Source organism: Halomonas sp. HNIBRBA4712 (assembly GCF_043558675.1).
Taxonomy (GTDB): Bacteria; Pseudomonadota; Gammaproteobacteria; order Pseudomonadales; family Halomonadaceae; genus Vreelandella.
The window spans coordinates 353,251-371,788 of sequence record NZ_JBIFXR010000001.1 but is presented as its reverse complement, the minus strand read 5'-3'; the positions used below and the strand labels follow the sequence as shown (position 1 = coordinate 371,788).

Sequence of the window (18,538 nt, the reverse complement as noted above, 5' to 3'; positions counted from 1 at the left end):
AAGCTAGCGCCCGCGGCAGTGCTCTCCGCGAGCGATGGCGCGTTGATCGAACACGCCGGTGTCGAGTACCCAGCCGGTGACCAGTGCCGCCGGGGTGACGTCGAAGGCCGGGTTCCATACCGGGGCATCCTTGGGCGCCCAGCTCGCCTCGCCGAAAGCGCCGGTCACGCCGCGCACTTCAGAGCCGTCGCGCTGCTCGATGGGAATCTCGGCGCCGGTGGCGCAGGCGGCGTCCACCGTGGTGTAGGGGGCGACCACGTAGAACGGCACCTGATGGTAGTGCGCCAGCACGGCTAGCATGTAAGTGCCCACCTTGTTGGCGAAGTCGCCGTTGGCGCAGATGCGATCGGCGCCGACCATGATCTTGTCGACCTTGCCCGCCGCCATCAGACTCGCCGCCATGCTGTCGCAGATGAGCTGGTAGTCGATGCCGAGGTCTTCCATCTCCCAGGCGGTCAAGCGCCCGCCCTGCAAGAGCGGGCGGGTTTCGTCCACGTAGACGTGAAGCGCAAGGCCGCGCGCCTTGGCGACCGCCAGCGCGCCAATTGCCGTGCCCACACCCGCCGTGGCCAAGGCCCCGGTGTTGCAGTGGGTCAGCACCCGGTCACCCTCGCTCAGCAAGTCCGCGCCGCGCTCGGCCATCGCTTGGCAAAGGGCGCGGTCCTCCTCGAACAGCGCCGCCGCACGGGCCCAAAGCGCCTCGACACCCTCCCCGAAGCAGGCTTCCATGGCGTCCAAACAGTACATCAGGTTCACCGCCGTGGGGCGCGTGGCGCGAAGCGTGTCGCTTACGCCCTGCCAGTTGCCCTCAGGCTCGCGGGCGGCGTACTGAGCCAGCACGAAGGCCGCGCTCAGCCCGATCAGGGGCGCGCCGCGAATCGCCAGCCGCTTGACCGCCGCCTGCCAGGCCTCTGGCGTATTGCAGGCTTCCCACTGCTCCACCTGAGGCAAACGCGTCTGGTCCAGGTACTCGAGGATGTCGGCACTCACGCGTAGACTGCGGGATTGAAAGAGGGGCATGGGCAACTCCTGAAGGGCGGCTTATCAGGCGCGGAGCATATCATATAGAATGAAGCGCTTTGGATAGTGACCGGTACCGCGCATGACCTCAAAAGACGACCTGCTGGCCGCGATTGGCTGGGCCGCTGGCAACGGCTGGACCCCGGCCACCGGCGGCAACTTCTCCGTTCGCGCAGATAGTGGCTATCTCGTCACCGCCTCCGGCGTCGACAAGACCCGCGTAAGCGCTGATGACCTGCTCCTGTGCGACTTGGAGGGCCGTGTGCTCGAAGGCACCGGCAAACCGAGCGCTGAAAGCGAGCTGCACGCCGCACTCTACCGGCTCGATTCGACCATTGGCTGCGTGCTCCACGTTCACACCGTGGCGAGCACCGTGCTCTCGCGCCGCTTCCCCCAAGGCATTTCGCTCGAAGGCTTCGAGATGCAGAAGGCGCTGTCGGGCAACACGACTCATGACGCCGTGATCATACTGCCGGTCGTTCCCAATTCCCAGGACATGGCCGAGCTTTCGCGCCATGTCGAGGCCGGCTGGCCGATGCCTTGGGGCTTTCTGGTTCAGGGTCATGGTATCTACGCCGTTGGGGCCTCGGTGGCCGAGTGCCGCCGCCATTTGGAAGCGATCGAATTTCTGCTTGCCTGCGTTCTGGAAGAGAGCCGTTACTCATGAGTGATTCCACTATCCGCGCCGTGGTCATGGACGTCGAAGGCACCACCACCGACATCCGCTTCGTCCACAACGTGCTGTTTCCCTACGCCCACGACCAGTTGCCCGAGTACGTACAGACCCACCGCGCCCAGCCCGAGGTCGCCGAGCAGATCGACGCCGTGCGCCGCGAGCTAGGCGAGCCCGACGCCTCCGTCGATAAGGTGATCGAGACGCTTTTGCACTGGATCGAGACCGATCAGAAGATCACCTCGCTCAAAGCGCTGCAGGGCATGATCTGGGCGGACGGCTACCAGCGCGGCGCCTTCAAGGGCCATCTGTATGACGATGTGGCCCCGCGCCTTCGCCAGTGGAAGGAGGCGGGCCTTGCGCTCTACGTCTACTCCTCCGGCTCGGTGCAGGCGCAGAAGCTCTTATTCGGTCACAGCGATGCAGGGGACCTCACGACGCTGTTCGACGGCCACTTCGACACCCATATTGGCCACAAGCGCGAGGCCCAGACCTACCGGCGCATCAGTGATGAGCTCGCGCTTTCCCCGGCGTCGATTCTGTTTCTATCGGACGTGGTCGAAGAGCTCGACGCCGCCGCAAGTGCCGGCATGAAAACCCTGCAGCTGGTGCGCGAAGGCACCCAAGCGGGCACCGAGCACGGCGTTGTGGCAAGCTTCGGCGACATCCCCCTCTAACGCATAACGCCAATAGCCAAGGAGCGCTCCATGTCACAACTCAAGGTGTTTGCCGACCAGAACCCCGAAACCGCACTGATCGATACCCAGGACGGCGCGCAGATCAAGGCCGAACTCAACCGCGTAGGCGTGCTGTTCGAGCGCTGGGAAACCCCCGGCGAGATTGCCGACGCCACCACCCAGGAGGAGATCCTGGCGCTGTATGACGCGGACATCGAACGCCTGAAGGCCGAAGGCGGCTACCAGACGGTGGACGTGCTGCACATGGTGCCGACGCACCCGGAGAAGGACGCGATGCGCCAGAAATTTCTCAACGAGCATCGCCACAACGAGGACGAAGTGCGCTTTTTCGTCAAGGGCCAAGGGCTTTTCTGCCTGCATATCGACGATCAGGTGTACCAAGTGCTGTGCACCCAGGGCGATCTGATCAGCGTGCCGGCCAACACCCCGCACTGGTTCGATATGGGCCCTACGCCTGAATTCACCGCGCTGCGCTTTTTCGACAACGTCGAAGGCTGGGTACCCCACTGGACCGAGAGCGATATTGCCGGACGCTTTGATCGGCTCGATCAGCTATAGGCCACCCCTTCGGCATGACCGCGCGGCCCACCGCGCGGTTGACTTTGCCCGCCCCTTTCACGATGATTTTTCGCCCTCGATTCGGGCGCGACCCCATACTCGCGCCTTGAGACATGGCGTGTGCCCGTGTCCAACGATTCGTTCCCCAACGACAGGAGGCGTCTTTTGTCCACCGTACTGGATCTTTCGGGGATCCATAAATCCTTCGGTCGCAACGAGGTGCTGCGCGGCGTCGATTTTTGCCTTGATGCCGGGGAGATCACCGTGCTGATGGGCGCCAACGGCGCGGGCAAGTCGACGCTGGTGAAAGTGATCAGCGGTTACCACGCGGCGGACACCGGCCAGATGACTCTGGCCGGCGACGACTACCGCCCCTTGAGCGCACGCGCGGCGATCCACCGGGGCGTTGTGACCGTTCACCAGTCGATCGACGACGGCGTCATTCCCGATTTGACCGTGGCCGACAACCTGATGCTCGACCGGCTCGCCGCCCGCGAGCACGGCCTGTGGGTAAGCCGCCGAGCGCTCAACGCTCAGGCCGAAGAGATCGCCCGCACCATGGGACTGACTTTCGATCTCAACGCTCGGGTGGCGGATCTCACCGTGGCGGACCGGCAGATGATCGGTATTGCCCGGGCAATGGCCCATACCCCGAAAGTGCTGATTCTCGACGAGCCGACCTCGTCGCTTTCCGCTGGGGAGGCCGAGCGGCTGTTTCAGGTACTCGAGCGCCTGCGCGACCAGGGCGTGGCGATTCTCTATATCTCGCACCGCATGTCCGATATCAAGCGCCTGGCCGATCGCATCATCTGCCTGCGCGACGGCCTGGTATCTGGCGTGTTCGAGCAGGCGCCGCTGGATGTGAGCGGCGCGGTTCACGCCATGCTGGGTCAGACGATGGCCGCCGCCGCGATCACCCCGGTCGCGGCCGGCGCACCGGTACTGACGCTTGGCGGCGTGCGCCTCTCCTCCGAGAGCGCGCCGATCGACGTTCAGGCCTGCGACGGCGAAGTGGTGGCCTTTACCGGGCTACTGGGCAGCGGTATGGAAGCGCTGGCCGAGACCCTATTTGGCCTGCGCCCGCTACACAGCGGGCAGATGCACCTAGATGGCCGCGCTTACCGCCCCGCCAACGTACGCGAGGCGCTCGCCGCCGGGGTGTTCATGTCGGTCAAGGATCGGGCCAGCAACGCCGTGGTGAAGGATTTCAGCATCACCGACAACCTGACGCTGCCCTTTCTGAAAGCGTTTTCCCGCGGGACACTTTTGAGCGCCGCTCGCCAAGCGCGTGCCACCGCGCAGATGGTCGACACGCTCGGCATCAAGTGCCAGTCACCGAGTGATGACATCACCACGCTCTCCGGCGGTAATCAGCAGAAGGTAATGATCGGACGCTGGCTGCAGACGCCCTGCCGGGTGCTGCTGCTCGACGAGCCGTTTCAGGGCGTGGACATCGGCGCGCGCCGGGATATCGGCCGCCACATTCGCGAAAGCGCCCGGGGGCGCGCCACCTTGGTATTCGTTTCCGATATCGACGAGGCGATCGAAATCGCCGATCGCATCATTGTTTTACACGAAGGAGCCATTGCCGGTGAGCAACTCAACCAGAACCTCGACCTCGACACCCTCGTCGCCCAGGCCGCCGGCAATGGCTAGCGCGGACAGCGCCAAGGCGTGGGCCCTCGAGTTCGCCATTCGCTACGGCTTCTTGCTGCTGCTGGCGGGGCTGGTGATCTACTTCAGCCTGGCCGCGCCCGGCTTTGCCAATCCACGCTCGGCGGTGTTCGTGCTGCAGTCCGTGGCCATTACCGGCATTCTGGCCCTCGGCGTGACCACCACCCTCGTGGTCGGCGGGTTCGATCTCTCCATCGGCGCGGTGGCCACCTCCTCGCTGATGCTCTCCGCCTACGTCATGGTGGTGCTCGAACAGTCCGCCGTAGTGGCGGTCGCGCTATGCCTGCTGATGGGCGCGCTGATCGGGCTGATCAACGGCCTGCTGATCGTCAAATGTCGCATTCCCGATCTGCTCGCCACCCTTGGCATGATGTTTTTACTGATTGGCCTCCAGCGTATCCCTACCCAAGGCAACTCGATCGCTACCGGCATGACGCTCGCCGACGGCTCGACGGCCCAGGGCGTCTTCTCCGAGGCGTTCTTGTGGCTGGGCCGCCACCGCTTCGACCTGGTGATCGAGCGGCTGATCCCCGTGCCGGTGGTCGTGTTCCTGCTGATCGCGCTGGCGGTGTGGCTCTTTCTCGGCGTCACCCGCCACGGGCGGCTTATGTACGCCATCGGCTCCAACGAGCGCGCCACCGCGCTGGTGGGGGCGCCGGTCGAGCGCTACAAGATCGCGGCTTACATGATCTCCGGGGTCACCGCGGCCATCGGCGGTGTGCTGCTTGCCGCGCGCTTGGGCCGAGGCGACATCGCCAGCGGCAACAACCTGCTGCTCGATAGCGTCGCTGCGGCGCTGATCGGCTTTGCGGTGCTGGGTGCCGCGCGGCCCAACGCCTTCGGCACCGCCATGGGCGCGCTGTTCGTGGGTATCCTGCTGCAAGGTATGACGATGATGAACGCGCCCTACTATACCCAGGATTTCGTCAAGGGCGCCGTGCTGGTGCTCGCGCTGATGTTCACCTTCTACTTGGCCTCGCGCCGCGGGGCCGTTTCACGCCACTAAAACGACTCACAACACTAACGGGAACACGCCATGCTCAACCGCTTTACGTTTCATCTCGCCGCGGTCGCTGCTGCGGCACTCGCCGCAGGCACTGCCTTTGCCGAACCGCGCCCGGCGCCCTTCGACGATCCGGAAAGCGTCGAGATTGCGCTGATTCGCTACATCTCCACCGGCGACTTTTTCCAAGCCTACCTCTCCGGCGTCGAAGCCCAGGCCGAGGCGCTCGGGGTGAACCTGCGCGTGCTGGATAGCCGCCAGGACGCCGCCCTGCAGGCGGACATGGTCGACCAGGCGATCGCTCTCGGCGTCGACGGTATCATCCTCCAGCACGGGCTGCCGGAGTCCATGCAGGCCGCCGCTGCGCGCGCTGTTGAGGCGGGCATCGATGTGGTTGCCTTCGACGTGGAGGTCGACAACCCGGCCATTCCCCAGGTCGAGCAGTCCGACTACCTGCTGGGGGAGCTCGCGCTCGACCAGGCATTAGAGGACAACGGCGATGCCTTCACCGCAGGTTACGTCTACGTGCCGGGCATCGCCCCGCTGGATCGGCGCAATGCCGCTTGGGAGGCGTTCAAGGCCGAGCACCCAAGCGTCACCGAGGCCGCCGTGTTCGGCACCCTCGATAACCCCATCGCCAATTCTGTCGCCAATCAGGCCCGCGCAGTGATCCAGGCCAACCCGATGATCGATGTGTTCTTCGCGCCCTACAACGAGTTCGCGGCGGGGGTGAAAATCGCCGTCGACGAGATGGGCTTGGGCGAGGACATTTCGATCTACTCGGCGGATATCTCCACCTCGGACATCGCCGCCATGCGCGAGCCGGACTCGCCTTGGGCGGCCACCGTAGCCACCAATCCAACGGTGGTCGGTGAGGTTTCCGTGCGCACGCTGGCGCTGTTGATGGCCGGTGAAGACCCGGGCCATCAGGTGGTCGTACCCCCCACGCTGATCACCCGCGAGTTCTTGAACGACAATGCGATTACCAACATGCAAACGCTGGCCGAGAAGATGCCGCAGTTCGCTCACGCCGACGTCGCACTGGCGGACTGGCTGCCGCTGCCTCGATCGGATGCCGCCGCGCAGTAACGGCTGAAAACGACGACGCGGGCCGAGGCCCGCGTTTTTGATCAATGCCTTCGGTTCTCAGCGGTTGTGGGTACGCGCCAGCGCCAGCAGCGCTGGCGTCTCGCGGTAGGCGCTTGCGTTGACCACCAGCTCCTTCCCCATCTTTACGTTGCGCGCCTCGAGTCTGGCGCGAAGAGCGCTGTCTTCGATCTCCTCGAAGTCGGCGTTGTGGGCAAGCGAGAGCACCCGGCGGTGCATCTCGATGCCACAAAATGCCAGCGCATCCTCGCGAATCTCGTCGAGCAGCGCCTCGCAGGCGGGGGTGCTGTCGTGGCCCTGCTCCTCGAATAGCGCCCGGGGGTAGAGGATGCCGCAGCGCTCGGTATGCCACAGGCGGCGAAACTCCGCCTCGAAACTGTCCAAACATTCACTGATCACCTCAAGAATCCACGCCTGGTAGGCCTCGAGCTCTGAGGCGTCCCGGTGGGCGGGCTGGCTGAAGTAGGCCATCAAAAAGTTGGCCACCGCCATGCCAAGATCAAACGCCATCGGCCCGTACTGGGAAAACTCCGGGTCGATGACGCGCACGCTATCGTCGGTTGCCATGATCGAGCCCGAATGCAGATCCCCGTGGAGCATGGTTTCGGTGTTAGCGGTGAACTTCAACAGCATTCGCTGGGCCTTCGCCTTGAGCAGGGCATTACCGCGCAGCGCCGCCACGGCCTCGGCAAGTTGCGGCGTGTGATGGTTCATCTCGGCCGCGTAGTAAGGGTCGGTGAACACCAGCGACTCGGTAATGGCGGGAATCGCCACGTTGCCGGAGAAGAGCCCCACGTCGGCTTTCTTCTCCGGGCTTGGCAGCGAAAGCTCCGAGCCGCGAAAGGCGGTACGCGCGCAGAATTCGCCCAGCGTTTTGCCAAGCCCTGCGACCCGCTCGCCCTTGATCAGCTTGCGGCGCAGAATGACGTGCGGGTGCAGGTACTCCATCACGATCAGCGCTTGGGCCTTGTCGAAGTGGTACACCTTGGGGGCGACGCCAGGGGCGCGTTTGGCTTGGCGCACCAGGGCGTAGTACTCGTAGTGAGCGCGATAAAGCGGCAGCGGCCAGCTCTCGCCGACCATGCGCACATAGGGCAGCGCCTGCTTGACCACGACACTGCCCATCTCGCCGGTGACGATGAACACCAGGTTCAGGTTGCCATCGCCCACCTCGCGAATGCTCCAGTTCGCCGGGTCGCCGCCGACCCGTTCGCTCACCGCCGCCACCGGCGCCAAGCGTTCACCCAGCGTGCCAACCTCCAATGCGCAATACGCCTGCTCGTCTACCACCGCCTGCTCCTTGTTCGTCGAAATGTAACCGCTCTGGGATAAGGTCGGCATTTTACGTCAATCAACACGAGAGCGTGACCACTTGGCAGCGATAGCGCCTCTCACGATGGCCAGGTAGAGCGCCACCCGAAGAGTCCCAAGGTACCAGGCAAGATAAACGCGCCAAGCAGCGAAGACGACCTCAGGGCGCCTTGAACAGCGTCTGTGTGTCGCTCGGGATGCCCTGAGCCTCGGATTGCCACGCGCAAGCCTCGGCCATACAGGTGCGATTGCGCCCGCTCTGCTTGGCGCGGTAGAGGGCGGCATCGGCCTGGGCCAGCAGGTCCGTGGGTGTGAGCGTGTCGTTTGGTATCAGCGCCGCCACGCCCACGCTGACCGTGATCACTGCCGTTTCGCCCTTGCCCGGGTTGGGAAGCGCGAGCGCTTCGATCCGGCGGCGAATGCGCTCGCCCGCCTTGTAGGCGCTTTCCGGCGCGGTGTGGGGCATCAGCTGTACGAACTCTTCACCGCCGATGCGGGCGACCTGGTCGGCCTCGCGGCACTCGACCTGCAGCGCCGCCGCGATATGGCGCAGGCATTCGTCTCCCGGAAGGTGGCCGTAATGATCGTTGTAGTGCTTGAAGTGATCGACGTCGATGACCAGAAGGCTTAGCCAGCTTTTCCGCTCCCGCGCCGCCTGCCAGCGGGCGGCCAGAGTGGCTTCGAACTGGCGCCGATTGCCGATATTGGTCAAAGGATCGGTCAGCGAGAGCCGCGAAAGCTCCTGGTTATCCTGCAGATAGTGGCCGGAGCGGATCCGTTCACGCAGTATCAGCAGATAGGCGCGCCGCTCGGTACGCTCGAGCCGATAGCAGGTGACCAGAGTGAACAGCGCAGTGGCGAAAATCCCCAGGCAGGCGAGCTGTTTGGCATCAGCCGACATTGGCGCGTACCCGGTGATACTGAACAGCATCACGGCGACACAGATCGCCGTGGCTACGCAAGCGTAAACGAAGCGCAGCGGAAAGAACGTATTACCGACCACCAGAATCAGGCCGAAACAGTAAACGTCGTAGTAGGAGTAGGCGCTCGAAGAGGCGCGTAGCACGATACAGGAGGCGACCATGGCGGACACCACCACCGTAGCCACGAGCGTTTCGCGCCAGAACGGCGTGACACCGCGGTGCAGTAGCCAGAAGACGGGCACGCCAATTACCAACACAGCGCCCAAACGCACCCACAGGATAAAGCCGAAGATTTCGGAGCGAGAGGTGAAGTCGTTGATCAGAAAAACGAAGTAGAGGGGCGTGGCGATCAGAAGCGAAAACAGCATACCGCGCTGGCGCTGCTGCTGGGTGTCGATTTCGAACTGCCCCTCCAGCGCGGGCGGAAAGTGCAGCCGGGGCTCCTTGCGCGAAAGCTCGGCCTCCACCGCTGTCGATAGCGTTTCATCCTCCATGCCAGCTCTCCCTTCCACCAGAGCGCCTTACCTTTTGCTACAGTTTACGGCACGCTTTACACAATGACACGTTACGTGACCGCTTGCCGGCAACGAGGCGTCACGTTTTTTCCTGAACGCCGGTAGCGTTCTCGTTTTTCATCCGCAGGGAGCCTTTCCATGCAACGCCAACGTAACGACAGCGGCGACTGGCTGTTCACCCTTGGCCACCGCGAGCTGGTAGTACACCAGCGCTACGAGGTGCTGAGCATCGTCAACGACATCCTCATCGGTATCTGGTTCGTCATCGGCAGCGCCTGTTTTTTTTATGAGGGTAGCGTACAAACCGTCGGCGTGTGGCTGTTTCTGGTCGGCAGCGTGCAGCTTCTGATTCGCCCCATGATTCGCCTTCACCGTTTCATCCATTTCAAACGTCTGCCGGATACCAATCAGGACGCTTGATCAGCGCTTGAGCTCATCGACCGCGCCCGGGTAACGCCGCTTCGCCCTCACCAGCCGCGCGATGGTGATCAGATTGGTGATGACCACCAGTGCCTCGGCTAGTGTGCCGCCGATCGAGCCGATCAGTAGGTTGTTCATCATCCAGCAAAAGGCGGCGAGCCCCAGAAACACGCGCAGCGAAATGCCGCGCAGCAAAAACATGCCTAGCGTGCCCAGCGCCATCGCCGCCACGGCGAATGCATCGATGGCGCTTTGCCAGGTGAGTGCGGCCGCCACGGCGCTGACGGCGAGTACTCCGGCCATGACCTTGAGACTGCCCGGAAAGCGCCGGGCCAAGGCTATGCGCACGATCACCAGCGCCGTCAGCGCCGCCGCCGTCCAGCTGCCCAGAAAGGCGAACTGCAGCAGAAAAGCCACGTTGGCCGAGATGAGCAGCGCCATCAGGCGATCGTCGTTCCTGTTGGCAAAGGCCGCCACGCACAACACCAGCGCGGCGAAGCCACAGAGCTGGCCCACCAGGGCCAGCGACGTCAGGCTTTCCATGAACCTCCTTCAAGGCGAGGCGAATAGGCGAAATGTCGTCAACGGCGGCGGTTCAACACTGCTGGCGATTGACCCCGTGACGCAGGCGCAGATACCCGCGCAGGCGCCGGGCCAGCACGTCGACGCCGATGTTGATCAGCGCGGTGAGCAGAATCAGCACCATCGCGCGATCAAAGCGCATCTCCTGGATTGCGCTGTCGACGAAAAAGCCAAGCGTGGCGATTCCCAGAATGCCCAAAATCGCCGTTTCGCGCAGGATGATCTCCCAGCGGTAGAACAGAAGCGCCAGAAACGGTCCGTAAAGGCGTGGCACCATCTCGAAGGCGTAGCGGTTCACCCCGCGCGGCGCGTCCTGCCGGAGCGTTATCTCGTTGCTGCGCCGCCCCACCAGGTGCGCGATGATGCCGCCGTTGTGTAGCGCCAGCGCCACCACCGCCGGCAGCATGGAAGGCCCCCAGAGCTGGAGCAGAATGAAGGCCAGCATGTACTCCGGCGTCGAGCGCATCACCACCAGCATGACGTGGCCAAGCGTACCGCCGACGCGGCCCGTAAAGTGGCGCGAAATCAGCGGAAAAAGCGCCAGCGCCAGCGCCCCGGTCGCCACCAGCGCGATCTGGGTGAGCAATAGCGTATTCCAGATCCCCGGCAACGCCTGGTGCATGAAAAGCTGCGCGAACCACTGCCACAGCGCCTCCAGTCCTTCGCCGCGTCTGAGCGGTGCGGGCACGATGTCTTCGGTAAAGAACCGTGTCACGTTCGACCACATGATGGGAAGCCCGGTACCGAGCAGAAACGGCGCGACCAATAGGTAGAGCGGCAGAAGCTTCGGACGCACCCAGAGGCGCAGCGTGCCGATCAGCAGATAGAACATCAATAAAAGCGCCCCGACCGTCGGGTAGTGTCCCTGGGCAAACGCCGCCATCAGGTGGTAGCCGATGGTCGGCATCCCCACGAACCCCAGCACCGCGCTCGAGCGCAGCCCGCACTCCAGTCGGTAGGCGGTATAGCTCACCAGGTGCGGCCAGGCCTGGCTGACCCGCGCGTAGACGAGCCGTGAAAGTCGCCCTGCCCCGCGCGGCAGCACCTCGCCGGGCAGCGGATCGGTTTCATCGAGGATTTCCGCGTACACCTTGGCGAAAATCCCCGCGTAGGGAATGGCGATCGCCAGCACCCCGGTGATCGGGTGAAGACCAAAGCTCTGCAGAAAGATCAGCGCCCAGAAGAGCTCATGAATGGCGCGAATGAAGGCGCAGAAGGTGCGCACCCACCAGCGGTGAAAACAGAGCGCCAGCGCCATGCCGGCAAGCGCGCCGATCCCGACCCCCACAAAGGCGAACGCCACGGTGCGCAAAAGCGCCTCGCCGAGCGAATCGACGCTGCTGAAGTCCGGCTGGATCAGCCCCAGAAAAAGCTGGCCAAGCGAGCGCCAGGGGTCGTGGGCACTGATCGCAAAATCACCCAGCACGAGGCAGACGAGCGCCAGCACAACGAGCCCGAGCGTGACACGGGTAGTGGCGGAGAGCGGCATCAGTAGAGATCCTGAAGCGCAGCGGCAGAGAGCGTCTCGCTCGGCGCATCGAGCACGATGGCGCCCTCCTTTAGCCCGACGATGCGGGTGCAAAAAGAGAGCGCCAGCTCCAGGTCGTGCATCGCCAGCACCGTGCGCGGGTATCCCCGGGTTAGCTTTTCCATCACCGAACTCGCTTGGGGGCCGTCGAGGGCCGACACCGGCTCGTCGGCCAGAAGCAACTCGCCCTGCTGGTAGAGCACCCGCGCTGCCGCCACCCGCTGGCGCTGCCCGCCGGAGAGCTCGCCGCAGGGCGTCCAGCGCTTCTCCGCGATCCCCACTTCTTCAAGCAGCGCGACGATCTCGTCGATGTCGCGCTTCCAGGGTTTGGCCAGCGTCGCCAGGTTGCGCCACCACCGGTGGCGGTCGAGCCGGCCCATATAGACGTTGTGAAACACCGAGAGCGTATCGACAAGCCCCAGCGCCTGAGGCATCAGCGCCACTGACTGGGAGCGCCAGCGGTCATACATCAGCGAGAGCAGCGTGGACTTGCCCGCCCCGCTCTTGCCGATCAGCGCCACGTGTTCGCCTTCGTCCACGCTGATCGACAGCGGCCCGAGCACCCGCGTGGCGCCGTAGTGCGCCTCGGCACCCTGTAAAACGAAATTACTCACGCTCAGAGCAGGTCCAGCGACACGGCGACGTCGTGAATCGGCTCGAAGTCCTCGTTGGAGGCGGGAATGAAGCCGGAGCGCGGGAAGCTCGCCAGAAGCTCCGGGTCGTCCATGTCGAGTAGCGCCTGCTGCAAGCGCTCGGTGAAGCCTTCGCCGAAGCGCTCGTCAACGTCGCCGCGTACCGTCCAGTGGTAGTCCGGGTAGCTCGGCGACTCCCAGATGACCTGCACGCGCTCCGGGTCGACGTTGCCCTGCTCTACCTCGTTCTCCCAAGCGGTGTAGCTCAAGACTCCGGCCTGGTAGGCACCGGACTGCACCAGCGACACCGTGCGGCTGTGGTTGCCGCTGTAGCCCACCCGCTCGAACAGATCGTTTGGCGATTCACCCAGATCGCGAGTCAAAAAGTACTCCGGCATCAGCCGCCCGGAGGTCGAGCTTTGCGAGCCGAAGGTAAACGTCAAACCCTTGAGCGCCTCCGGGGCAGTGTCGGATTCGACCGGCTCGATGCCGGTGGCGGCGTTGGCGATGAAGTAGCTCTTGTACTCCGGATCCTCGACGCCCTGGGCGATCGCTTGCGAACCGGGCACGAGCTCCCGCGCCTGAACGCCGGTAAACCCGCCGAACCAGGCCAGCTGCACCTGGTTGTTACGAAACGCGGTAACCGAGGCGGCGTAGGAGGTCACGGGGATGAAGCGCACCTCGACATCGAGCTCCTCGGCCAGATAGTCCGCCACCGACTGAAAACGCTGCTGCAGGCGCGTTTCGTCCTCATCGGGGATGGCGGTGAACACCAGGGTATCGGCGGCAGCGAGCGGTGAAACCAGCGCAAACAGAACAGCCACACGGGCCAGAAACGGTTGGCGAGACATAAGAGCGTCCTTTCATGGGGGAAGAAACCGGCGCCGAGCACGCCGAAGCAAAGCTTGTGGGAGCATAGCAGCTCACTGCGTCAAAAGCCTTCTTCGCGCCGTCGCTACTGTCACACATCTGTAAGATACCGGCTCTACGCTGGGCAACGCCCAACCCTTCCGGAGACGTCCCATGATCAAGCGTTCGCTCTGCCTTGCCGTTGCCCTGTCGACTCTCACCCTTGCCGGCACCAGTGCCGCCGAAACACTTACGCTCTACACCAGCCAGCCTCAAAGCGACGCCCAGCAGACCGTCGATGCGTTCATGGCCGCCCACCCGGAGATCGAGGTGGAGTGGGTACGCGACGGCACCACGCGCTTGATGACGCGGCTGCGCTCGGAGCTTGCCGCCGGCGTGAGCAACCCGGACGTGCTCTTGATCGCGGACAGCATGACCATGGAGTCGCTCAAGAATGATGGCCACCTGCAGGCCTACCAGAGCCCGGAGCGCGAGGCCTTCGATGGCGAGCTTTACGACCCGCAGGGCTACTACTACGGCACCAAGCTGATCACCACCGGCATCGTCTACAACACCGGCGCCGAGCATCGGCCGTCGAGCTGGCGGGATCTGCTCGAACCCGACTACCAGAGGCTGGTCGCCATGCCGAGCCCGCTCTACTCCGGGGCGGCGCTGATCCACATGGCGGCGATCACCGACAACCCCGAGTTGGGCGATGCCTACTACGCAGGCCTTCGCGACAACCGCGTCGAGGCGCAAAGTGGCAACGGCGGTGTGTTCAACGCGGTGGCGGCGGGCACCAAGGCCTACGGTATCGTGGTGGACTTTCTGCCGATTCGCGAAGCGGCCAAGGGCTCGCCGGTGGTGTTCGTGTTCCCCGACGAGGGCGTCAGCGCGGTCACCGAGCCGGTGGCGATCATGGAAGGCGCCGAGAACGTCGATGCGGCCCAGGCGTTCGTCGATTTCGTTCTCTCGCCAGAGGGCCAGGCGCTGGTCAGCCGCCAGGGGTATCTCCCCGCTCGCGACGGCGCAGCACCCCCGGAAGGCTTCCCGGCCAAGGAGAGCATCGAGCTGATGCCGGTCGATATCAGCCGCACCCTCGAGCAGGAAGAAGCGCTCAAGGCTCGCTTTAGCGAGCTGTTCGGCGGCTGATGCGCACACTCGGCATGGCGGCGAGCCGCCCGCATCGCGGGTTGCTGTCGCTTTTGACAGTCACGATCGTGCTGCTGAGCCTGGCGCCAAGCGCGAGGCTTCTGATCGAGGCGCTGGGTGATCTCGCTCAGGGGGCGAACGCGCCGCTGTGGCGGGTGCTCAGCAACGCCGCTACCTGGCGGGCGCTTTGGTACAGCGTCTATACCGCCGGGCTCGGCACGCTGCTGGCGCTTGTGCTGGGCAGCCTTTTCGCCTTCGTCATTACCCTGACCGACCTGCGCGCCAAGGCCGCTTGGGTGTTCTGCTTCATGCTGCCGATGATGATTCCGCCCCAGGTGACCGCGCTTGCCTGGCTGCAGCTTTTCGGCCCGGCAAGCCCGCTGTTGAAGAGTCTGGGGCTGGCGCCGCCACTCGGTAGCCCTCAGCCGCTCTACTCCGCCGTGGGCATTGCGCTGCTGCTCGGTATTCAGGCGGCACCGCTGGTGTTTCTGGCGCTGCGAACGTCGCTTTTATCGCTGCCGCGCGAGCTGGTCGAGGCCGCGCGCATCAGCGGCGCCCGCCAGGCTCAGGTGTGGGGCCACATCATCCTGCCGGTCACGCGGGGCGGGCTGGTAGCCGGAGCGGCGATGGCGTTCATCTCGAGTCTTGGCAACTTCGGCATTCCCGCGATGCTGGGTATTCCTGCCGGGGTTTACGTGCTGCCCACGCTGATCTACCAGCGCATGGCGAGTTTCGGCACCGGGGTGCTGCCAGAGATGGCGTCGCTATCGCTGTTGATTGGCGTGATAGCGCTTCTCGGCGTGGCGCTGCAGCAGCGCGCCCTGGGCCGTAGCCGCTTCGGGCTTACCGGCCACAGCGGCCGCGCCCATGATTTCACCCTGGGGCGTTTTCAGCTGCCCGTCACGGCGCTGCTCGCGGCGGTGCTGCTGGCGATTCTCGTCGCCCCGCTCGCCGCGCTGGTAGTCAGTTCGCTGGTGCCCGCCATGGGCGTACCGCTTTCCGCCGCCACCGTCACGCTTTCCGCGTTTGAAGAGGTGTTGAGCCGCCAGGGCGCTACCTGGCGGGCGGTGAGCAACAGCCTGTGGCTCGCCGGCGGCGCCTCCTTCATGCTGATGGCGGCGAGCCTGCCGCTCGCTTACCGGCTCCAGCGCCTGCCGCCAAGGCTTCAGAGCCTGGCGCTCGGCGCGGTGGAGCTGCCCTACGCCCTGCCTGGCGTGGTGCTCGCCATCGCCTGCATTCTGCTCTTCGTACGACCGCTTCCGATGATCAACCTGGCGCTCTATGGCACCCTCGGACTGATCTTCATCGCCTATCTGGCGCGCTTTCTGGTGGTGTGTTTGAAGCCGGTGGCGGCGAGCCTTGCCCAGCTCGACCCGTCGCTCGAGGAGGCCGCGCAGCTCGCCGGTGCCGGGCCCTGGCGCCGGTTGGCGACCATCGTGCTGCCGCTGGTAGCGCCGGCGCTGTTCGCCGGGGGGCTTCTGGTATTTCTGCTTGCGGTCAACGAGCTGACGGTTTCAGCACTTTTGTGGAGCGCCGGCAACGAAACCCTTGGCGTTCTGATCTTCAATCTGGATGAGGGCGGCGAGAGCGTGCTGGCCTCGGCAGTATCGGTACTGGTGGTCGCAATGGTCGCCGCGCTGATGCTCGCCTTGAGCCTGCTGGCGCCTCGCCTGCCCCGAGGAGTCGTGCCGTGGCAGCGCTGAGTATCGAAGGCGTGAGCAAGTTTTTCGGCGAACACGCCGCTGTCGATGGGCTGTCGCTCACCGTGGAGCCCGGCGAGTTCGTCGCGCTGCTCGGCCCCAGCGGCTGCGGAAAGACCACCATGCTGCGCATGCTGGCGGGTTTCGAGCCGGTCTCCCGGGGCGAGATCCGCCTGAATGAGTCGCTGCTGGCAAGCCCGTCACACCACGTCGAGCCGGAGCAGCGCCAGATGGCAATGGTGTTTCAAACCTACGCGCTGTGGCCGCACATGAGCGTGGCGGACAACGTCGGCTATCCGCTCAAGCTCAGAAAGGTGCGCAGTGCGGCCTACCGCGAGCGCGTACAGCGGGCGCTTTCGCTGGTCGCGCTCGAAGAGTACGCCGACCGCACGCCCCAGGCGCTCTCCGGCGGCCAGCGCCAGCGGGTAGCGCTCGCCCGCTGTCTGGTCACGGACCCGGCGGTGGTGCTGCTCGACGAGCCGCTGGCGAACCTTGACCGGCACCTGCGCGCCGCCATGGAGCAGAGCTTTCGTGAGTTTCATCGCCGCACCCAAGCGACCCTGGTCTACGTGACCCACGACCAGAGCGAGGCGATGGCGCTGGCGGATCGCATCGCGGTGATGCGCGACGGGCGCCTGGTGCAGTGGGCCACGCCGGAAACGCTTTACCGCGAGCCCAGAAGCCAGTGGGTAGCGGGCTTCATCGGTCAGGGCAGCGAGCTTCTGGTCGCCGCCGGCGCCCCGGGCCAGCGCCTGAGTGAAACCGCGCTGATGCAAGGGCTCAATGCCCCGGTCGAAGCGCGCACCCAGCCGGTGCTGGTGCGCCCGGAACACGTTCGCGTGAGCATTGAGCCCCCCACCGCGCGGCACCTCACCGCCCGCGTCGAGCACCAGACGTTTCGCGGCGAGCGCTTCGAACTGCACCTGCGTTTGGAAGACGGCGCTGAACTCATGGCCTATCACCCGCACGCGCTGACGCCCGGCCAGCCGGTGGCGCTTACGTTGACCCAGGGCTGGTGTCTGGAGGCGGATTAACCGCCGCCCGCCCGGCGCTGCCAAACGAGCAACACGATGGGGACCAGCGACACCGGCAAAAGCCAGGCGTTGAGCGCCGCCCAGCCGAGCGTGCTGACCAGCGGCCCCGCCGCCAGCGCCGAGAGGGCCACGGCGCCGAACACCAGAAACTCGTTGGCGGCCTGCACCCGCGCCTTCTCCGACGGGCGGTGCGCCTTTGCCACGAGCCCCGTGGCAGGCAGAAAGGTGAAATTCCAGCCAAGGCCCAAAAGCACCAGCGCCAGGTTGAAGCCGGCAAAGGTGAGCGAAAGCTGCGCGGCCAAAGTGCTCGCCGCCAACAGTAGGCAGCCCGTCACGATCACCGCCTTTGCCCCTACGCGGGCGATCAAGGGGCCGGTGAAAAACGACGGTGCGAACATCGCCACCACGTGCCACTGAATGGTCATCGCCACGTGATCGAAGCCGTGGCCGGCATGAGACATGGCCAGGGGCGTGGCGGTCATCGCCAGGTTCATCACCACATAGCCGACCATCGCCGAGACGACCGCCACAACAAACGCCGGCGCTCGCAGGATCTCGCCCAGCGGGCGCTGCTCCCCGGATGCCGGCTCGACGAACGCTTTGGGCAGCCGGGTGAAAAGCAGCAGGCCAAGCGCCATCAGGTAGAGCGCGGCGAGCCCGGCGAAGCTTGCCAGAAACGGAATATCGCTCAGCTCCCGGCTGAAGCGCGCAAGCCAAGGGCCGATGAAAGCGGCGAGCAGCCCGCCGCCCATGACGAGACCCAGCGCGCGCTCGCGGTGGCGCGCACTCGCGGCCTCCAGTGCGGCAAAGCGGTAGAGCTGGCCAAAGCCGATACCCACGCCGATCAGAAAGGTCGCGAGCAGAAAAAGCGCGAAGTGGCCAAGTGCCAGCGCGGCCATGGCCACACCGGTGCCCGAAAGCCCGACCAGGTTGCCCAGCACGAACCCGCGCTTGCGCCCGAGCCGCCCCATGATCAGCGAAGCAGGGATGGTCGCGACCATCAGCCCCAGCCACTGCACTGCCACCGGCAGCGTCGCAAAGGCGGGCCCGGGGGCAAGTGCGGCGCCCACCAGCGGCGAAACGGCGATAAGCAGGATGTTGCCGCTGACCAGCAGCGCCTGACACAGTGAAAGCAGAACGACCGTTAGCGGCATACGCA

Annotated in this window: 18 protein-coding genes; 10 read left to right on the top strand and 8 right to left on the bottom strand. The window is 64.9% G+C overall.

Translation table 11 applies throughout. The features are described from left to right. Positions 1-3: 3 nt before the first annotated feature. On the bottom strand, positions 4-1,020 hold the full coding sequence (gene mtnA, locus ACGK9R_RS01775; protein ID WP_394577848.1) for an S-methyl-5-thioribose-1-phosphate isomerase: 1,017 nt from the start codon (positions 1,018-1,020) through the stop codon (positions 4-6). Between the two features lie 82 nt (positions 1,021-1,102). Here mtnA and mtnB point away from each other — a divergent pair, with 82 nt between their 5' ends. From mtnB to ACGK9R_RS01745, 6 genes are all read left to right on the top strand, one after another. Continuing rightward, positions 1,103-1,687: a methylthioribulose 1-phosphate dehydratase gene (mtnB, locus tag ACGK9R_RS01770; protein WP_394577847.1), complete on the top strand. Its 585-nt coding sequence runs from the start codon at positions 1,103-1,105 to the stop codon at positions 1,685-1,687. Next, positions 1,684-2,370, top strand: a complete 687-nt coding sequence (gene mtnC / locus ACGK9R_RS01765) for an acireductone synthase (protein ID WP_394577845.1) — start codon at positions 1,684-1,686, stop codon at positions 2,368-2,370. The genes mtnB and mtnC overlap by 4 nt, the downstream gene beginning before the upstream one ends. A gap of 30 nt (positions 2,371-2,400) precedes the next feature. Beyond that, on the top strand, positions 2,401-2,949 hold the full coding sequence (locus ACGK9R_RS01760; RefSeq protein WP_394577844.1) for a 1,2-dihydroxy-3-keto-5-methylthiopentene dioxygenase: 549 nt from the start codon (positions 2,401-2,403) through the stop codon (positions 2,947-2,949). A 165-nt stretch (positions 2,950-3,114) separates the two neighbouring features. Beyond that, complete coding sequence (locus ACGK9R_RS01755) at positions 3,115-4,605, top strand: sugar ABC transporter ATP-binding protein (protein ID WP_394577843.1); 1,491 nt, start codon at positions 3,115-3,117, stop codon at positions 4,603-4,605. Then, entirely contained in the window at positions 4,598-5,629 is a 1,032-nt protein-coding gene (locus ACGK9R_RS01750) for an ABC transporter permease (RefSeq protein ID WP_394577842.1), read from the top strand. Before ACGK9R_RS01755 ends, ACGK9R_RS01750 begins: the two co-directional genes overlap by 8 nt. 30 nt (positions 5,630-5,659) lie before the next feature. Then, on the top strand, positions 5,660-6,715 hold the full coding sequence (locus ACGK9R_RS01745) for a substrate-binding domain-containing protein (protein ID WP_394577841.1): 1,056 nt from the start codon (positions 5,660-5,662) through the stop codon (positions 6,713-6,715). A 57-nt stretch (positions 6,716-6,772) separates the two neighbouring features. On the opposite strand, the gene mtnK is transcribed toward ACGK9R_RS01745, so the two are convergent. Together mtnK and ACGK9R_RS01735 are read right to left on the bottom strand one after the other, a co-directional pair. Continuing rightward, on the bottom strand, positions 6,773-8,074 hold the full coding sequence (mtnK, locus tag ACGK9R_RS01740; protein WP_394577840.1) for an S-methyl-5-thioribose kinase: 1,302 nt from the start codon (positions 8,072-8,074) through the stop codon (positions 6,773-6,775). 130 nt (positions 8,075-8,204) lie between these two features. Then, entirely contained in the window at positions 8,205-9,461 is a 1,257-nt protein-coding gene (locus tag ACGK9R_RS01735; RefSeq protein WP_394577839.1) for a GGDEF domain-containing protein, read from the bottom strand. Between the two features lie 159 nt (positions 9,462-9,620). Here ACGK9R_RS01735 and ACGK9R_RS01730 point away from each other — a divergent pair, with 159 nt between their 5' ends. Beyond that, positions 9,621-9,902, top strand: a complete 282-nt coding sequence (locus ACGK9R_RS01730) for a YrhK family protein (RefSeq protein ID WP_394577838.1) — start codon at positions 9,621-9,623, stop codon at positions 9,900-9,902. On the opposite strand, the gene ACGK9R_RS01725 is transcribed toward ACGK9R_RS01730, so the two are convergent. The 4 genes from ACGK9R_RS01725 to ACGK9R_RS01710 are packed head-to-tail and all read right to left on the bottom strand — an operon-like array spanning position 9,903 to position 13,495. Then, positions 9,903-10,445 carry a YgjV family protein gene (locus tag ACGK9R_RS01725; RefSeq protein WP_394577837.1) on the bottom strand — a complete coding sequence of 181 codons (543 nt, stop codon included), beginning with the start codon at positions 10,443-10,445 and terminating at the stop codon, positions 9,903-9,905. It abuts the gene before it with no gap. Positions 10,446-10,497: 52 nt separating this feature from the next. Continuing rightward, the gene (locus tag ACGK9R_RS01720) at positions 10,498-11,973 is read right to left on the bottom strand and encodes a PhnE/PtxC family ABC transporter permease (protein ID WP_394577836.1); all 1,476 of its coding nucleotides are present in this window, start codon (positions 11,971-11,973) and stop codon (positions 10,498-10,500) included. After that, positions 11,973-12,626 (bottom strand): phosphonate ABC transporter ATP-binding protein, encoded by a 654-nt coding sequence (locus ACGK9R_RS01715; RefSeq protein ID WP_394577835.1) that lies wholly within the window; start codon positions 12,624-12,626, stop codon positions 11,973-11,975. The genes ACGK9R_RS01720 and ACGK9R_RS01715 overlap by 1 nt, the downstream gene beginning before the upstream one ends. 2 nt (positions 12,627-12,628) lie before the next feature. Beyond that, a complete protein-coding gene (locus ACGK9R_RS01710; protein WP_394577834.1) occupies positions 12,629-13,495 on the bottom strand; it encodes a putative selenate ABC transporter substrate-binding protein in 867 nt (288 codons plus the stop codon). 172 nt (positions 13,496-13,667) lie between these two features. Between ACGK9R_RS01710 and ACGK9R_RS01705 the strand changes: the two genes are divergently transcribed. From ACGK9R_RS01705 to ACGK9R_RS01695, 3 genes are read left to right on the top strand one after another with little or no spacing between them, the layout of a single operon-like run. Next, positions 13,668-14,645: an ABC transporter substrate-binding protein gene (locus ACGK9R_RS01705; RefSeq protein WP_394577833.1), complete on the top strand. Its 978-nt coding sequence runs from the start codon at positions 13,668-13,670 to the stop codon at positions 14,643-14,645. Beyond that, entirely contained in the window at positions 14,645-16,348 is a 1,704-nt protein-coding gene (locus tag ACGK9R_RS01700; RefSeq protein WP_394577832.1) for an ABC transporter permease, read from the top strand. The genes ACGK9R_RS01705 and ACGK9R_RS01700 overlap by 1 nt, the downstream gene beginning before the upstream one ends. Continuing rightward, the gene (locus ACGK9R_RS01695) at positions 16,336-17,379 is read left to right on the top strand and encodes an ABC transporter ATP-binding protein (protein ID WP_394577831.1); all 1,044 of its coding nucleotides are present in this window, start codon (positions 16,336-16,338) and stop codon (positions 17,377-17,379) included. Before ACGK9R_RS01700 ends, ACGK9R_RS01695 begins: the two co-directional genes overlap by 13 nt. Here ACGK9R_RS01695 and ACGK9R_RS01690 read toward each other — a convergent pair. Next, a complete protein-coding gene (locus ACGK9R_RS01690; protein WP_394577830.1) occupies positions 17,376-18,533 on the bottom strand; it encodes an MFS transporter in 1,158 nt (385 codons plus the stop codon). The genes ACGK9R_RS01695 and ACGK9R_RS01690 overlap by 4 nt on opposite strands. Between the last annotated feature and the right edge of the window lie 5 nt (positions 18,534-18,538).

Bases quoted from the DNA above. Each gene is read 5' to 3' on its own strand.
- ACGK9R_RS01725 (WP_394577837.1), bottom strand. From the start codon at position 10,445: ATGGAAAGCCTGACGTCGCTGGCCCTGGTGGGCCAGCTCTGTGGCTTC.
- ACGK9R_RS01710 (WP_394577834.1), bottom strand. From the start codon at position 13,495: ATGTCTCGCCAACCGTTTCTGGCCCGTGTGGCTGTTCTGTTTGCGCTG.
- ACGK9R_RS01750 (WP_394577842.1), top strand. From the start codon at position 4,598: ATGGCTAGCGCGGACAGCGCCAAGGCGTGGGCCCTCGAGTTCGCCATT.
- mtnC (WP_394577845.1), top strand. From the start codon at position 1,684: ATGAGTGATTCCACTATCCGCGCCGTGGTCATGGACGTCGAAGGCACC.
- ACGK9R_RS01690 (WP_394577830.1), bottom strand. From the start codon at position 18,533: ATGCCGCTAACGGTCGTTCTGCTTTCACTGTGTCAGGCGCTGCTGGTC.
- ACGK9R_RS01735 (WP_394577839.1), bottom strand. From the start codon at position 9,461: ATGGAGGATGAAACGCTATCGACAGCGGTGGAGGCCGAGCTTTCGCGC.
- ACGK9R_RS01745 (WP_394577841.1), top strand. From the start codon at position 5,660: ATGCTCAACCGCTTTACGTTTCATCTCGCCGCGGTCGCTGCTGCGGCA.
- ACGK9R_RS01730 (WP_394577838.1), top strand. From the start codon at position 9,621: ATGCAACGCCAACGTAACGACAGCGGCGACTGGCTGTTCACCCTTGGC.
- mtnB (WP_394577847.1), top strand. From the start codon at position 1,103: ATGACCTCAAAAGACGACCTGCTGGCCGCGATTGGCTGGGCCGCTGGC.
- mtnK (WP_394577840.1), bottom strand. From the start codon at position 8,074: ATGCCGACCTTATCCCAGAGCGGTTACATTTCGACGAACAAGGAGCAG.
- ACGK9R_RS01720 (WP_394577836.1), bottom strand. From the start codon at position 11,973: ATGCCGCTCTCCGCCACTACCCGTGTCACGCTCGGGCTCGTTGTGCTG.
- mtnA (WP_394577848.1), bottom strand. From the start codon at position 1,020: ATGCCCCTCTTTCAATCCCGCAGTCTACGCGTGAGTGCCGACATCCTC.
- ACGK9R_RS01760 (WP_394577844.1), top strand. From the start codon at position 2,401: ATGTCACAACTCAAGGTGTTTGCCGACCAGAACCCCGAAACCGCACTG.
- ACGK9R_RS01705 (WP_394577833.1), top strand. From the start codon at position 13,668: ATGATCAAGCGTTCGCTCTGCCTTGCCGTTGCCCTGTCGACTCTCACC.
- ACGK9R_RS01700 (WP_394577832.1), top strand. From the start codon at position 14,645: ATGCGCACACTCGGCATGGCGGCGAGCCGCCCGCATCGCGGGTTGCTG.